Source organism: Maribacter sp. Hel_I_7 (genome assembly GCF_000688315.1).
Lineage (GTDB): Bacteria > Bacteroidota > Bacteroidia > Flavobacteriales > Flavobacteriaceae > Maribacter > Maribacter stanieri.
This window is the reverse complement of sequence record NZ_JHZW01000003.1, coordinates 805133-820713: the sequence shown is the minus strand read 5'-3', so window position 1 is coordinate 820713 and position 15581 is coordinate 805133. Positions and strand designations below refer to the sequence as shown.

15 protein-coding genes are annotated in these 15581 nt (G+C 32.3%); 11 read left to right on the top strand and 4 right to left on the bottom strand.

Translation table 11 applies throughout. The features are described 5' to 3' along the window. Nucleotide 1: 1 nt before the first annotated feature. The gene (locus tag P178_RS0115165; protein ID WP_081819455.1) at nucleotides 2–1513 is read right to left on the bottom strand and encodes an FG-GAP repeat domain-containing protein; all 1512 of its coding nucleotides are present in this window, start codon (nucleotides 1511–1513) and stop codon (nucleotides 2–4) included. Nucleotides 1514–1620: 107 nt separating this feature from the next. Here P178_RS0115165 and P178_RS0115155 point away from each other — a divergent pair, with 107 nt between their 5' ends. Both P178_RS0115155 and P178_RS0115150 read left to right on the top strand, forming a co-directional pair. Beyond that, the gene (locus tag P178_RS0115155) at nucleotides 1621–2022 is read left to right on the top strand and encodes a DUF2452 domain-containing protein (protein WP_027067009.1); all 402 of its coding nucleotides are present in this window, start codon (nucleotides 1621–1623) and stop codon (nucleotides 2020–2022) included. Nucleotides 2023–2100: 78 nt separating this feature from the next. Beyond that, on the top strand, nucleotides 2101–3435 hold the full coding sequence (locus tag P178_RS0115150) for a serine hydrolase domain-containing protein (protein ID WP_027067008.1): 1335 nt from the start codon (nucleotides 2101–2103) through the stop codon (nucleotides 3433–3435). A gap of 421 nt (nucleotides 3436–3856) precedes the next feature. On the opposite strand, the gene P178_RS0115145 is transcribed toward P178_RS0115150, so the two are convergent. Next, on the bottom strand, nucleotides 3857–4699 hold the full coding sequence (locus tag P178_RS0115145) for a 1,4-dihydroxy-2-naphthoyl-CoA synthase (RefSeq protein ID WP_027067007.1): 843 nt from the start codon (nucleotides 4697–4699) through the stop codon (nucleotides 3857–3859). Between the two features lie 183 nt (nucleotides 4700–4882). Here P178_RS0115145 and P178_RS0115140 point away from each other — a divergent pair, with 183 nt between their 5' ends. Then, on the top strand, nucleotides 4883–5611 hold the full coding sequence (locus tag P178_RS0115140) for a phosphatase PAP2 family protein (RefSeq protein ID WP_027067006.1): 729 nt from the start codon (nucleotides 4883–4885) through the stop codon (nucleotides 5609–5611). A 118-nt stretch (nucleotides 5612–5729) separates the two neighbouring features. Beyond that, nucleotides 5730–6491: an SDR family NAD(P)-dependent oxidoreductase gene (locus P178_RS0115135; protein ID WP_027067005.1), complete on the top strand. Its 762-nt coding sequence runs from the start codon at nucleotides 5730–5732 to the stop codon at nucleotides 6489–6491. Between the two features lie 49 nt (nucleotides 6492–6540). On the opposite strand, the gene P178_RS0115130 is transcribed toward P178_RS0115135, so the two are convergent. Beyond that, a complete protein-coding gene (locus P178_RS0115130) occupies nucleotides 6541–7236 on the bottom strand; it encodes a LytR/AlgR family response regulator transcription factor (protein WP_027067004.1) in 696 nt (231 codons plus the stop codon). Further along, nucleotides 7233–8048, bottom strand: coding sequence for a sensor histidine kinase (locus tag P178_RS0115125; protein WP_027067003.1), 816 nt, complete (start codon nucleotides 8046–8048; stop codon nucleotides 7233–7235). Before P178_RS0115125 ends, P178_RS0115130 begins: the two co-directional genes overlap by 4 nt. Nucleotides 8049–8264: 216 nt before the next feature. On the opposite strand from P178_RS0115125, the gene P178_RS0115120 reads away from it, so the two are divergent. From P178_RS0115120 to P178_RS0115090, 7 genes are all read left to right on the top strand, one after another. Beyond that, entirely contained in the window at nucleotides 8265–9437 is a 1173-nt protein-coding gene (locus P178_RS0115120) for a metallophosphoesterase (protein WP_027067002.1), read from the top strand. A 234-nt stretch (nucleotides 9438–9671) separates the two neighbouring features. Further along, nucleotides 9672–11006 carry a carboxypeptidase-like regulatory domain-containing protein gene (locus P178_RS0115115; RefSeq protein WP_036146950.1) on the top strand — a complete coding sequence of 445 codons (1335 nt, stop codon included), beginning with the start codon at nucleotides 9672–9674 and terminating at the stop codon, nucleotides 11004–11006. An 87-nt stretch (nucleotides 11007–11093) separates the two neighbouring features. Then, nucleotides 11094–11957 (top strand): AraC family transcriptional regulator, encoded by an 864-nt coding sequence (locus tag P178_RS0115110; RefSeq protein ID WP_027067000.1) that lies wholly within the window; start codon nucleotides 11094–11096, stop codon nucleotides 11955–11957. Nucleotides 11958–12063: 106 nt separating this feature from the next. Then, nucleotides 12064–13518: a nuclear transport factor 2 family protein gene (locus tag P178_RS23590; protein ID WP_231500554.1), complete on the top strand. Its 1455-nt coding sequence runs from the start codon at nucleotides 12064–12066 to the stop codon at nucleotides 13516–13518. 37 nt (nucleotides 13519–13555) lie between these two features. Next, on the top strand, nucleotides 13556–14575 hold the full coding sequence (locus P178_RS0115100; protein WP_027066998.1) for a hypothetical protein: 1020 nt from the start codon (nucleotides 13556–13558) through the stop codon (nucleotides 14573–14575). 174 nt (nucleotides 14576–14749) lie between these two features. Next, entirely contained in the window at nucleotides 14750–15376 is a 627-nt protein-coding gene (locus tag P178_RS0115095; protein ID WP_027066997.1) for an O-methyltransferase, read from the top strand. 7 nt (nucleotides 15377–15383) lie between these two features. Then, on the top strand, nucleotides 15384–15581 hold the full coding sequence (locus P178_RS0115090) for a hypothetical protein (protein WP_027066996.1): 198 nt from the start codon (nucleotides 15384–15386) through the stop codon (nucleotides 15579–15581).

The following is a 15581-nucleotide window of genomic DNA, read 5'->3' as shown; positions in this document are numbered from 1 at the left end:
ACTAATGTAGTTTATTTTCTAAAATAAGAAGGTCAGTATAACTTTCGCTCCATGCTTCTTCTAAGTATTCTGGCACAGGTGTAAACGAATATGTCAATGCACTTAATACAATATCCTCATCTCCGTCACCATCGATATCTGCAGCATCCATTAAAAACCATCTTGCCATTTTGGTGTCTTCAAAATGATTTTGATTATAGGTATACGTACTACTCTCTATGTTTTCCAAATACACGAAATTAAATTCAGGATGTTCGTTATAATCAGGAAAAGTCGCTAAAAGGGCAAAATCTATATCGCCATCTTGATCAAAATCATTGGCAATTACTCTGGTTGCTCCATTTAAAGGGTGAAAATAAGTCTCTTTAAAATTATTTTTACCATCGTTGATATGAATTCGCATACCATGATATGGTTTGTTTACGAAAGATTTATCCGCATTATCCCCATTTACGGTTATAATATCATCGAAGCCATCACCATTATAATCTATCAATTCAAACCAGCTAGATCCGTATACGGGACTAAAGCGTAGTACTTTTTCAATCTCAAATTCTAAATTATCTTTTTGGTATAAAATATAAACTGATTCATCACCTTGAGCAGTCATTACTACTAGGTCATCTTTTCCGTCTTTATCCATATCTCTCGGAATTACTCTTAAAGTGCCAGGTAAATTTAGTAGTACCTTCTTTCTATAAAATCCAAAGGAATCTTTTTTTAATAGCGATAATTTGCCTCTTAAATCACCAAATTCACTAATTACGATTTCTTCAGAACCATTTTTATTTAAATCGGTATAAAGCGTATGCACCGGTCTATGTAAAGAGTCTTGTAGAATGGCTGTAGAACTACCATATCGCAATACGGTATTACCTCTAGGTATTTCATTTGGGTCCATCACTCCCATATTGGTAACATAGGTACTGTCACCAACTAATTTTGCATCAATAATAGCCCAGCCAAAATAATCTAAAACAGTGTTTTGTTTTTTAATTAAATCATAACTAGCTAATTCCCCTTTTCTAGAACCAGTAATAATCGAGTGGTTTAATGTATCTATTTTTAAAAAAGTATATAAACTTCCTTTTACACTATCTAGAGTTATTGGTTTGGTTTCAAATTGGGTTAACGGAGAACTCTTAATCGTATTTATATTGTTGAGACTATCTGGCGCAAGTTCTATTATATAATCTTTAAGTAGTTCCCAATCTGCAAGGTCTATAGTAGGTCTTGATGGATATACGCCTGTTTTGATGACTGCCATTTGCTCCCTAAATGTTAATTTATGGTACGGATGATTTTCAGCGTTAATAATACCCATACGCGCTCCCATGGCCGGTAGTACATTGTCTTTCCAAATATTTTTGGGCAAATCAGTTACGGCAGGTGCTATATGGCAGCTAGCACAATTAGTATTGAAAAGAATTTCACCTTTAGATGGCTTTTCAGCTGTATTACATGATATTAAAAAGCAAAATAAAATACAGTAAAAGCAAGATTTGAAATCCATTTATAAGAGAATGATTAATTGTGTACAGAATTAAAGAATGGAAGATACCTATACCCTTAAAATCTCGCAAGTGATAAATGAAGGCTTTTATTTAAATTTGTATTGCTATGAAAAAAGACAAAAAACCAGATAATGTAGTTTTCAATGAGGAAACTCAAGAATATCACGGAAAACTATCCCCTTTTGCAACCGGAGTATCAGCACCCAAAATTACTCCGCCAGATGTAACTTCTTGGAAGAATACGCATATTGTAAGTGCTAATAATCAGTTTAAGGCTGAGTATGAAGCATTACAAAGTTCGTATAAGAAATTAATGGACAATTTTGAATATAACAATTTAGTGTACAGTGCTAAGTTCAGTTTTGAGCCAATTGTTGGCAAAGAATATCATTTATATAAAGCAAAGGACGAGAGCACATTTTTGTCTTTGATACCACCTCAGGAATGTAACTTTAATCATATAGGCAGCTTTAGACTTACTTCAGATAAAACATGGGAAAAATTATAATCGACCACGTATAATTCAGTACCAAACTTTCAGAAAACAAATTGTAACACATCTAATTACCTATAAATTAAAATAAGAATGAGGAAACTAAAATTGCTTTTGGGTATTGCATTAATTGGAATTATTGCAGCCGTATATTTTAACTATCCAAAGCTAAACCTTATATCTGGCTATGCTTCTAAAAACATGGCTTCTAGTGTATATATAGCACATAGGGACCCCACGGATGTTACAGTGGATCATGATGAAATGCCATTGATAAATTTGTCTGATTGTGAAGTATCTGAGGCTGATAAATCATCTACAGCATCAGTTTTTGGTCTTATGCCTAGAACTTCTGTTTATAAAGAAGGTTTAGGTGCCGTGTTAACCAACAAGGAGTTTCCAAAACACAATTTTGATATTGTACCCAATAGATTTATTGAAAAAGACACCCTGCCCTTTCCATATGGAAATCAAGGAATTATTGATAAAATACTGGAGAATGTAGATTATGATAAGTTAGAAGTAGCATTTGTCAATGCGTTCAATGACCCTGAGCAAAAAACAAAGTCGCTATTAGTGGTTCATAAAAATCAAATTATTGGAGAGCGTTACATACGCGGATTTTCTAAAGACACAAAAATTCTTGGCTGGTCTATGACTAAAAGTATTTTGGCTACGCTATATGGAATTTTGGAATTTGAAGGAAAGATTAAAATGAATGACACCCCTTTTTCTGAAGAGATTAGAATGAAGAATCCAAAAGGGAATATAACCATTAACCACCTATTAAGAATGCAGAGTGGCTTGGCTTGGGATGAAAATTATTTTAAAATTTCAGATGTTACAAAAATGCTTTTCCTAGATTCTGATATGACCTTGGCGCAGCGCAATAAAAATGTGATTGCAGCACCTACTGAAGTATGGAACTATTCTTCTGGTACCACCAATTTACTTTCTGGTATTCTAAGAGAGCAGTTCGCTACACATCAAGAATATTTAGACTTTCCATATAAAGCGTTGATTGATAAAATAGGAATGAACTCAATGCTTTTAGAGACCGATTTATCTGGCAATTATATTTTGTCATCATACGGATGGGCAACAACCAGAGATTGGGCAAAATTCGGAATTCTTTATCTTAATAAAGGTGATTGGAACGGTAAGCGCATTTTTTCAGAGTCGTGGTCAGATTATGTAGCTAAACCAACTATAAATTCTAACGGAACTTATGGGGCACATTTCTGGTTGAATGCAGAAGGTAAATATGAAGACATTCCCACTGACCTATATTCGGTTAACGGATTTCAAGGTCAACGCATATTCATAATCCCTTCAAAAGATTTGGTTGTGGTACGTACAGGAACAAAAGAACAAACCGACGAGCAGTTCAATACCCTACTTAAAGAAATAATTCAATCTATTCGATGAAAGGGTTAAAATTTTAACTTTCTTAAAACAATACCACATTTACATAGACTTTCACAACAGAATCTCCTGAGATGGCAACAATAGTTTCAAGAAACTCAAGTTGATCTATACATTTACAGTGTTATTAAAAACGAATTAAAATTTTTTCATTTTCATATAGTGTTCTCGTAAAAGAGTCTGATCTTCACTGATTAGACTCTTTTTAATTTTGGGTAATTTAGATAGCAGTTGCGCCTTTAGCCTTTAGCCTTTAGCCTTTAGCCTTTAGCCTTTAGCCTTTAGCCTTTAGCCTTTAGCCTTTAGCCTTTAGCCTTTAGCCTTTAGCCTTTAGCCTAAAAAAGTTCATTTTTAATAAAATGAACTTTTTTAAAGTCACCATCAACGAACAACCATCAACGGACAACCATCAACTGACAACCACTTACGGTAGCCAATTATCTTTACCGAAATTTGGTTTACGTTTTTCTAAGAATGCATTTCTACCCTCTTTAGCTTCTTCGGTCATATATGCCAATCGTGTTGCTTCACCAGCAAATACTTGTTGCCCAACCATACCATCATCGGTTAGGTTCATTGAGAACTTCAACATTTTAATGGAGATTGGAGATTTCTCTAAAACCTCTTGTGCCCATTGAAAGGCGGTATCTTCCAACTCATCATGTGGTATTACGGCATTTACCATCCCCATTTCAAAAGCGTCTTGTGCAGAATAGTTTCTGCCTAAGAAAAAGATTTCACGAGCTTTTTTCTGACCCACCATTTTTGCTAAATATGCAGAACCATATCCACCATCAAAACTGGTAACATCTGCATCTGTTTGTTTAAAAATCGCATGTTCTTTACTAGCTAAAGACATATCGCACACTACGTGCAAACTATGTCCGCCACCTACTGCCCATCCTGGTACCACACAAATAACCACTTTAGGCATAAAACGAATCATTCGTTGAACCTCTAGTATATTTAATCGGTGTTGCCCATCTTGTCCAACATACCCTTTTTCTCCCCTAGCCTTTTGATCACCACCACTACAAAAAGACCAAATTCCGTCTTTGGTAGAAGGACCTTCCGCAGAAAGTAAAACTACACCTATGGAAGTATCTTCCTGTGCATCATAAAAAGCTTTAATTAACTCACTTGTAGTATGAGGTCTAAAAGCATTTCTAACATTAGGTCGGTTAAATGCAATACGGGCGACTCCGTCACATTTTTTATAGGTAATATCATCAAATTCTATGGCAGTTTTCCAATTGGGTGATTTCATAATTTCTAACAATTCTATTATGGTATAAAGATAAGGTTTCAGTGCCTACCTTACCAAATATGATTACTAGCTGGCTGGTGCTTAATCCGTCAAATTAACTCAATCGAGCTATTTATCAATTTATATGAAACACTAGTTACAGTCAATATCTACTATGTTTACAACTAATTTAGGATGCTTGGCATGAAACAAACTTTATTTAATTTAATTAAAACGCTACGAGAATTTCTAGCGAATAAACTTAACCAATACAATACAACGCTGCCTTATGTAATTACAGTAATAGTCGCGTTAATAGTAGTTGTTGGTGGAATTAATTTATTTATAGAATTAACCGAAACATTAAAAACAGACCTATTGGCAACTTATGATACGACAATAACAGATTATGTTATTTCGTATCGCTCCCCTAACCTTACTAGTTACTTTAAATTTATGACCAACGTTGGTGATGTATATGGGTATTTAATAGTATTGGTCATATTTTTGTTGCTATCGTTATTGGTTTTTAAACGATGGAAATATGTAGTACAAGCTACTTTGGTTCTAGCGTTGGCGACGGTATCTAATATGATGTTAAAGCGATTTATTGACCGAGCAAGACCTGGTATAGAACATTTAGTTTCCGTTGAAACATTAAGTTACCCAAGCGGTCATGCCATGAGTGCTATGGCGTTTTATGGATTCTTAATTTTTCTGGTTACCAAATTCAAGATTCATAAGGTCATAAAATATGCTTTAATAGCCATACTAATACTACTAATATTAAGTATTGGTATAAGTAGAATTTACCTGGGAGTCCATTTTCCTTCAGATATCGCTGGCGGATTTATTGCCGGATTCATTTGGGTAGTTTTCTGCGTACTTGTTTTCGATGTCATAGAATTATTTAGAAAAGATCCAAAAACATAATTATGGACTCTCAATTTTAATATAAGAATAACGTAATCTAAATACGCTTAGTTATCATTTTTAATACTTTAGTAAAAGCGAATGATTACACTATAATGATTTAAAGTTTCATAGAATTATGTCTACAAATAAAATTGCTTTGGTTACTGGCGGTAGCCGCGGATTAGGAAAAAACATGGCATTGAAAATCGCCGAAAAAGGACTAGATGTTATTTTAACATATCACGCTAATAAAGATGCCGCAATTGAAGTGGTATCTGAAATTGAAAAAATTGGAAATAAAGGAGTTGCTTTTCAACTAGATACTACAAACACTGCTAGCTTTAAAGCTTTCTTTGAAAAGATAGCTGCCTATTTAAAAGAAAATTATGACTCTGGTACGTTAGACTATCTAGTAAATAATGCGGGAACAGGAATTTACAAACCATTCTTAGAAACTACTGAAAGTGATTTTGATGAAATGATGAATATTCATATAAAGGGAGTGTATTTTCTAAGTCAGCAAGCTGCACCATTATTATCCGATGGTGGCGGAATCATTAATATCTCATCTGGACTAGTAAGATTTTCTTTGCCTGGCTCATCGGCATATGCAAGTATGAAAGGTGCTGTAGATGTATTCACTAGATATTTGGCAAAAGAATTAAGCAATAGAAAAATCAGGGCAAATGTAGTTGCACCTGGTGCTGTAGCCACAGACTTTGGTGGTGGTGAGAATAAAGAAAATGATAAAAAGCGAGCATTAATAAGTCAAAATACAGCTTTAGGTCGCGTTGGCGAGCCAGAAGATATTGGCGGCATCGTAGCCTTCCTTTGTACCGAGGATGCACGTTGGATCAACGGTCAACGCATAGAGGCTTCTGGGGGAATAATGCTTTAGAATAAATTAATATATTTTTTTGCAAATGGTATTAAGTATGCTATGAAAATTACAAATCTAGACTGCTTAGTACCTTTTCTTTGTACATTCTACCTATTGGAATCTGTTGACCTTGTATAATTATTCTATTTCCTTCAATAACTTCAATATGTGATTTTGATACGATAAATGATTTATGAACCTGTATGAACATATCTGGCGAAAGTAGATTTAAAACATTGGATAATTTTTCTCTTACAATCAACTGACTCTTAATTAAAACCACCTTAGTATAATTTCCAGCAGCCTCTACATACTTAATATCTGATACCTGAACTTGGTAATGCTTCTTATCACTATATAAAAAAATTCGTTCATCCTCAGTTAAATCTATTTTCGGATTTAATTCTTCATTTACTGGTAACGCAGCCTTATTTACAGCTTTTAAAAAACGTTCAAACGAAAAAGGTTTTAATAGATAATCTATAATATTTAATTCATAACCTTCAAGGGCATGTTCTTGATAAGCAGTGGTTACAATAACTTTTGGTGGCACCGATAGTGTTTTTAGAAACTCAAAACCTTTTAACTTAGGCATGTTCAAATCCAAAAATGTTAAATGAACTGTATGCTCTCGCAAATATTCTAAAGCTTCTAATGCATCATAACAATGCTTCATTAATTTCATATTAGGAAGCATGTCACAATAACCTTTAACAATATCATGAGCTATTGGTTCATCATCAATTATCAAATACGTTATCATAATTGTATAAGTAGTTGTGCTTTGTATTTTCCGGAATGTGAAGCAATTGTTAATTCATGCATTTTAGGATACACTAAGTCTAAACGTCTTTTTAGATTTGATAAACCTATTCCCTCTTTTCGGGGAAGTTCACTTTCATCAAAATTATTTTCTATTTCAAAAATCATTTTATGCTCATCAACCTTTAATGTTATATGAACATACGCATTCTCTCTTAAATTTTCAACACCATGCTTAAACGCATTTTCCACTAGCATAATGAGCATTAACGGAGTTATTGATATATTCTTTTCAATATGAGTTATGAATTTGACATCTATAACCTTATGATATCTTATTTTTTGCAGTTCAATAAAATTATGGATGTAGTTAACTTCTTCTTCTATAGTTACTGTCATTTTATCTCCTTCATAAATGCTATATCGCATTACTTCAGATAGTTTTAAAATCAGTTTTTTGGTTTTGTCGGTATCTTGATCAACAAGTCCATAAACCGTGTTTAGCATATTAAAGAAAAAATGAGGATTCACCTGACTCTGTAAGTGTAAAATTTCAATCTTACGCATTTCATTTTTAAGAGTCAAGAGTGCCAGTAATTTTGATATTAACCATACTATGATGGACACAATAACTATAGAATAATAAACAATTATTATAATACTAATTGCTAACGGATAATTAGCCAAAAACACTACAGATTCATTTCCTAAAACAATAAATTCATAGGTTAAAATGCCTAAGGGTATTAAAATACTAATGGCAATGATAAATTTAATTACAAACCAATTATTGTTCTTTAAGAATGGTATCATTTCACAAAAGTAGTAGAATCTTGATACCAACTAATTAATAGTGACAAACGGCTATAATTTAGGTTCATAAAGTATTTAACTTTTAAGCGTTCGTCAAAAATGATTTAAGATTTTATACATCACGCCTCAGCTGCCATTCATCACATATATTATTTAAAAGCATGCATACTGTCGATTTTTGAACTCATCAAAAAACGAACAGTTAAATTAATAATCATGAAACTAAGAATCATTCGCTATTTAAAACACATTTTTATAACCCTAATTACTCTTTTGTTAATAGGTATAATTATAGTGGTTTCATTGCATGGCAGTATAGGCTATGGAACAAATGAATTAAGTACTAATTTACAAAATGAAGGTCCGTACGTTTTCTATCAAAATGATAGTATTGTAAACGTTAATTACATTAAAGGGAATAAAACAGATGGTTTTTACTTAAATAAAAAAGAATATAAAACAGACGACGATATTAAGGCAAGTAGTTTTTTTCCATTAGACTCTACCAGTTTTCAATTTACCATATCACCAAATATTGAAATACCTAAAAGTGTATATGATGATGGTGAACCAATACTAGCAATTTCAGATATTGAAAGTGGGTATAAAACGTTTAGAGATTTTTTAATTGAGAATAAAGTTATCAATGAAAATTTAAATTGGTCTTTTGGCAAAGGACATCTGGTTCTTGTGGGCGATTTTGTAGATAGAGGATATTCGACTACCAACGTTCTTTGGTTTATTTATAAGCTAGAACAAGATGCAAAGAATTACGGAGGTCATGTCCATTTTATTTTAGGAAATCATGAACTGTATAATATGCAAGGAAAATATCAGTCGGCATCCTATAAATATTACAGTGTTGCATCAATATTAGGTAAACAACATCATAACCTTTTTGACCAACAATCTTTCATTGGCCGTTGGATGGCAAGTAAGAATACCATAGAACGTATAAATGGCAATCTATTTGTGCATGGCGGTATACATCCAGAGATTGCTGATTACGATGTTTCAATAGAGCAGGTAAACCAATTAAATAGAAAAAATTATTACCATTCTTATTTTCCTAAACCAGAGAAAAACCTTGAACAATTAATAATTTCAACCAAAAAAGGTATTAGTTGGTATCGCGGTTATTTCAAAGATGATTTAACCCAAGAAGATGTTGAAGTCGGTTTACATAAGTTTAAAGCAAAAGCAGTTATAGTTGGTCATACCATTCAGTGGAAACCTAAAAAATATTTTAATGGAAAAGTAATTGCCATTGATGTGAAACACCCAAAAGATTATAATAAAAATTGGCCAAGCAAAAACTCTGAAGGTTTATATATCAATGACCATATATATTATAGAGCTAAAGCAGATGGCACTAGAATACAACTTTAACCTGATATTAAATTGTAGATATGTGGTCGCTATTCATAATACTATTAAGCTTTATAATTCAGCTGTTAATTTTATAGTTAGAGTTCAAACAATACAAAAACTCTAACAAGCCCAATGATTAATAAATAGTTAAGTAACAATATACTATAGTATAATGTTTGTGAGATATTTCTTCATTAACTACCTTAGGAATAGTATTTATTATACCAGCTCCTGACCAAATTAAAGTCAACTATGAAGTTTTTATTGTTAGTTTTATTTACCGTAACTATTCTAAATGCACAAAATATTGAAGGTGAAATTTTAGATGCTGAAACAAGTGAACCTATTGAGTTTGTAAACGTATTTGTTAAGGAACAAAAAATAGGAGGCGTTTCAGATTCAAGAGGTAAATTCAAAATAGTTACTAATCAAAAAATAGCACCTTCCCAAGTAGTGTTTTTTACCATTTTAGGCTATCATCCTGTATCTTATTCCATAGCAGATTTAAAGAAACGCAATTTCACTATCTATTTAAACAAAAGTACAGAAGTGCTTAATGAAGTTACCATGTCAGGAAATAGAAAGCGAAAACTGAATATAGCTTACACAAAACTGGCTCCATTGATTAAAGGTGTTTATAATTTTGGTTCAGAAATTATTAATGGTAAAATTTATGTAATTGGAGGAGATAAAACTTTTTTTGAAAATGAATTCAGAACGGCTACCATGAATTCCACAAATGAAGCAGAATTTAGTCGAAAATTAAAACCTAACCATAATTGGAAAAATCATAGTGATGCCTTGCAAATTTACGATATACCTAACGGTACTTGGGAGGAGTCAGATTTAAAGTTCAGAAAAAGAGCATACCACAGAGTAACTTCTATAAATAACCAACTTTATATTTTGGGAGGTAAAAGATTAGCGCTCAATAGAAAATATGAGTATTTAGATGATAAAATAGAGGTATTTGATATCGCAGCAAATAACATAGTTATTGATGACGTTAATCCACATCAAGCATTAAATTTTGCCACATTTTCTCATCAAGATAATATCATACTAATGGGTGGGTCCATAAAAAGAGAATTGGAAGGACCAAAAACGTTTACCAACAAATCTCATGTTTTTAATACAAAGACAGGCTATTGGTATGAACTACCCAAAATGACCAAAGCAAAAGAGACAAATGGGGTAATAATTAAAGATAAAATATATTTGATAGGAGGCTTTAATAGAAAAGCTCTTAATGAAATTGAGTCTTTTGATTTAATATCTGGAGCATGGGAAATTGAGGGTAAACTGCCTTATGGAATAGAAAATCCTTCTGTTACATTTAATAACAATATTATATATATCTACAATATTGGTAAAATTTTCACATTTAATATTAGAACAAAGAGTCTGTCTGAATTTAATATAGAGTTAAACTTTAGTGATGCTTCCATTCATTATTATCAAGACAAATTGTATCTACTTGGGGGTATGGTAAAAGAAGATTTTCAAATCACTTCATCTAAAAATTTATATTCCATTGACTTAAGTGAATTTAATACTACAGAGTTCACTAATGCACCAAGTAAATAAATAGTATTATTGTAAGTCATATGAGGTATTATTGGTGGCAATTCATCATTAAATAATAACACCTTATGAAGACAATTAAATTACTATTTGAAAGAAATTCCTAACATATCGTTTCAAGGTCATGATAACACAAAAGATTTTGAGTGTTTGGTTCTAACGGAGTTATTCGCAAGAATATCTGAGATGGCAGACCATGACCCTACCCTATCTCATAGAATTCATTTTTTCGCCTTATTGATTGTTACAAAAGGAACAGGAAAACACACTATAGATTTAAAAGAATATCCTTTAAAAAAAGGTACGGTACTTAAAATTGCAAAAGGGCAAATACATGCATTTCAGAAAGATGCAGACTATGAAGGTTTCCTATTAATTTTTACTGAAGATTTCGTCTTAAATCATTTTTCAAAATCTTCCATAGCTATTATTTCTCATCTGTATAATTACCATATTACCTCTCCTATCTCTAATAATGAATCTCTTAACGAAGACTTTTTAAAGGAGCTGAGTTTAGAGCTTAGAAACACTAATACCTTTGCTCAAATAAATATTGTCGCAGCTTTAATAGATTTATATTTATTACGATTAGAGCGTAATTCTCGCACCCATACAGAACAGAACAACTCAAAACACTATCCCGTATTCATTACGTTTAAAAATTTAGTAGAAGAACATTATATAAAAACTAGAAATGTAAAAGATTACGCAGAAATGCTATCTATTACCACAAAACACCTTAATGAGGTAGTAAAAGAATTCACGTTGAATACTGCCAAAACCTTCATTGATAATTATGTAGTATTAGAAATTAAGAGAGCTATAGTTAGTACAAATAGAAGCTTTAAAGAAATTGCTTTTGATACCGGTTTTGACGAACTCACTAATTTTACCAAGTTCTTTAAAAAGAACATGAATCTATCTCCTAAAGAGTTCAGAAACAAGCAACTCTAAAAATCTCACATTTACCATTCTTAGCATCATATTGATAATCAATACAGATTAATGTACCATTAGTTTTGTAGTGTTAAATAACACTAATTAAGAACAAATGAACATTATGAAATCTAAATTAATAGCATTAAGTCTTTTTACAATGGCAATAGCTAGTTGTAATACAGAAGATAAAAAAATAGAAACTGTTTTAGAAGTAACTAGTTTTAATCTAAAAACCACGGCAAGTGAATTAGAATTCAATACACTAGATGCTGAAATAGAAGAGACTTTTACAAGTAAACAACCTGGTTATATTAGACGTCAAAGTGGTGTGGACGAACAAGGTAAGTATGTTGTATTGGTATATTGGAAATCACTAGCAGATGCCAAAGCGTCTATGGATAAGTTTATGAATGACAAATCTGTGGCTGGTTATGCTAGTATGATTGAAGGGTCTACCATGAAAATGTCTCGTTTCACCATCACAGATAAATTTAAGGTAACCAATAGCACGTTTACAGAGGTAATGACTTTCAACACAAAAGAGGGTATTGATTTAAAAGCTTTCAATAAGATAAATAAAAGTGTTGGTCCAAAGTTTACCGAAAAACAAAAAGGCTTTTTACAACGCATTACGGGGTCCAATGACTCTGGAGAACAAGTAGCAGTCGTTTATTGGGATACAAAAGCAAATTCAGATGCTGTAATCAATGATTTCATGAATGCTCCTGTATCCAAAGAGTTTATGGGAATGATGGATCAGTCTACTATAGATATGATGAGATTCCAATCTTTAGCCTCTTTGAAAAACGTAACGTTATCAAATAAGGATAAAGTAGTTGCTTTGTTAAACAGTTTTAATACAGGTGATCAAACTCCAATTTCTTACATAAATCCAAACAAATACATTCAACATAACTTAGGTGTTGCAGATGGTTTACAAGGTTTTGGAGAATTAATGCAACATGCTCCAGAAGGAGGATTTAAAGCAAACGTTGTTCGTGCATTTCAAGATGGTGATTATGTTTTTGCACAAACAGAATATGATTTCTTCGGACCAAAAGCTGCATTTGACATATTTCGTTTTGAAGACGGATTAATTGTTGAGCACTGGGATAATCTATTAGAGGTTCAAAAACCAAACCCAAGTGGTCATACTCAGTTTGATGGTGCAACTGCACTTACAGATTTAGACAAGACTGAAGCTAATAAAGCAGTAGTTAGAGGATTTATTGAAGATGTATTGTTAGATCATCAAATGGATAAAGTGGCTAGTTACATCAATCCTAAAGAATATATACAACATAACCCTGCAGTTGCAGACGGTTTAGAAGGTTTTGGAGCTGCAATGAAGTATTTCGCAGAAAACGGATTGGTAATGGAGTATGATAATCTTCATATGGTCTTAGGGCAAGGAAACTTTGTATTAAGTGTTAGTGAAGGAAAATTTGGAAAAGGAGACCATACGGCATATTATGATTTGTTCAGACTAGAAAACGGATTAATAGTTGAGCACTGGGATGTGATAGCTACTATTCCTGCAAAATCTGATTGGAAGAATACAAATGGTAAATTTTAATTAACACTTACTTTATAAAGTAATAATAAAATAAACGATGAAAAATTATAAATATAATACGCTGTTTTTTGTTTTAACAATAGCAGCTATTTCGTTAGCATCATGTAGTAATGATGACGACAATCTTGACATTACGGCAAATTCAGTAATTGAAACAGGTACCGGTGTTGCTATAAAAAACACATTTCAAGGAGGAGTCGGACCAGCTTTTACTGATGGTGCTGAAGTTCCAATTGAAGTATTTTTTCCAGATGCGGACCCAACTGCATTATCCGCAACTGCCACAATTGAAGATGATGTAGAATTTCCATCTTATTTACTAGGACTGTATGACGTTGATATTGATGAAAATAGTATTAATTTTCAAATGACTGCACAAACAGGAGATGCCACATATGGTGGTTTTTTTAGAACAATTGAAGCAGGATCTTTTGACCGATACTATTTAACTTTTGACGAACCTCACAACGTAAAAAGTTTTACTTCTAGCGATGCTGCTGTAAATCTTAGAATTGATTCTGATAATGTTTTGGTGGTTCAAATTGGTGAAGGATTCGTATTTCAGCCAGGAGCTTCTTTTTCAATTACTGTAAGTGAAAAAGAGCCTATAACTCCTCAAGTTTTAAATGGCGAGACGGTTCATGTTAGAAACACGTTTCAGGGAACAGAAATAACGGATGGTATTGAAGAAAAGATAGAAGACCTTTTTGGCGCTCCAGCAGAATCACTAGAAGCTTCTACTACCATTGTAGAAGGTGTAGAATTCCCATCTTATTTATTAGGGTTGTATGATATTGATATTGACGGTAATAGTATTGAATATACCCTAGTTGCACAAGCAGATGATGCTAACTACGGTCCTCTTTTTAGAACTATTGAAGCAGGATCTTTTGATCGTTATTATTTAACTTTTGATGTAGATCATAATGTAAAAAGCTTTACCTCCAGTGATGCCGCAGTAAATCTTAGAATTGATTCTGATAACGTTTTAGTAGTAGAAATTGGAGAAGGATTTGTGTTTCAACCAGGAGCATCGTTCACAATCAATCTAGAGTAATTAATATACTGTAATAAAGATTAATTATGTATACCAAAAGACTCTTGAATCAAAAATTGTTTCGAGAGTTTTTTGAATTATACTGATTGGGAGCTATCCAGTTCCATTGATAATTAAATATCAAAAAATAATGTAGTTCTAAAAATAAAATTTAATTGATTTAATAAAAAAAATATGATTGTCCTACATCAAGAAAACATAAAAGCAACTTTAATCGAACTTTATAATGATGCTAAAAACGATAAAACTAGAATTATAAAAGGTTTGGTCAAGAGTATAATTAGACCAATGCAGCCTGAAGATTTTAAACATGCCTATCTTTCTATAACAGAAGAACAAGGATTGTTTTTAGTAGATTTAATAAAGAAAAATAAGCTTAAGAATATTGTAGAATTCGGAACATCATTTGGTATCTCTACCTTATTTTTAGCGCAAGGTGCCTTAGAAACGAAAGGCAGAATTATTACCGCCGAGTTAATTGCTTCAAAGGCTGAAAAGGCTATGGAGAATTTTAAGAAAGCGGAAGTATCCAATATCATCGATGTAAGAATTGGTGATGCCATGCAAACTTTACAAAATCATAAAGAGCCTATAGATTTATTGTTTTTAGATGGCTGGAAAGATTTATATCAACCCCTATTTAATATGCTAGAGTCAAACTTTCATACCAATACCATAATTTATGTTGATAATGCCAACATGAGTGAATCTCGTGCATTTTTAAAGGAAGTTGGTGAAAATGATAAGTATACGCTAGAAAGTATATTTGATGGTAAAGTAGTATTAATAAGAATTAAATAATAAGTTTATGAGTCAAGTAGCAAATTGCCCAACTTGTGGTAGCAAATCGAAAATAAAAGAGGTTGACGGTCAAAAGGTTTATACAGCGGTACAAGATGAAGAAGCCTTTAATAAAATAGTTCAATTAAAGAAAGCTATGGAAAAGTTCAAAGCAAAATCTGAAGCTTTGGAAAAAGAATTGAATGAATTAAAAGCTTCTTTATAA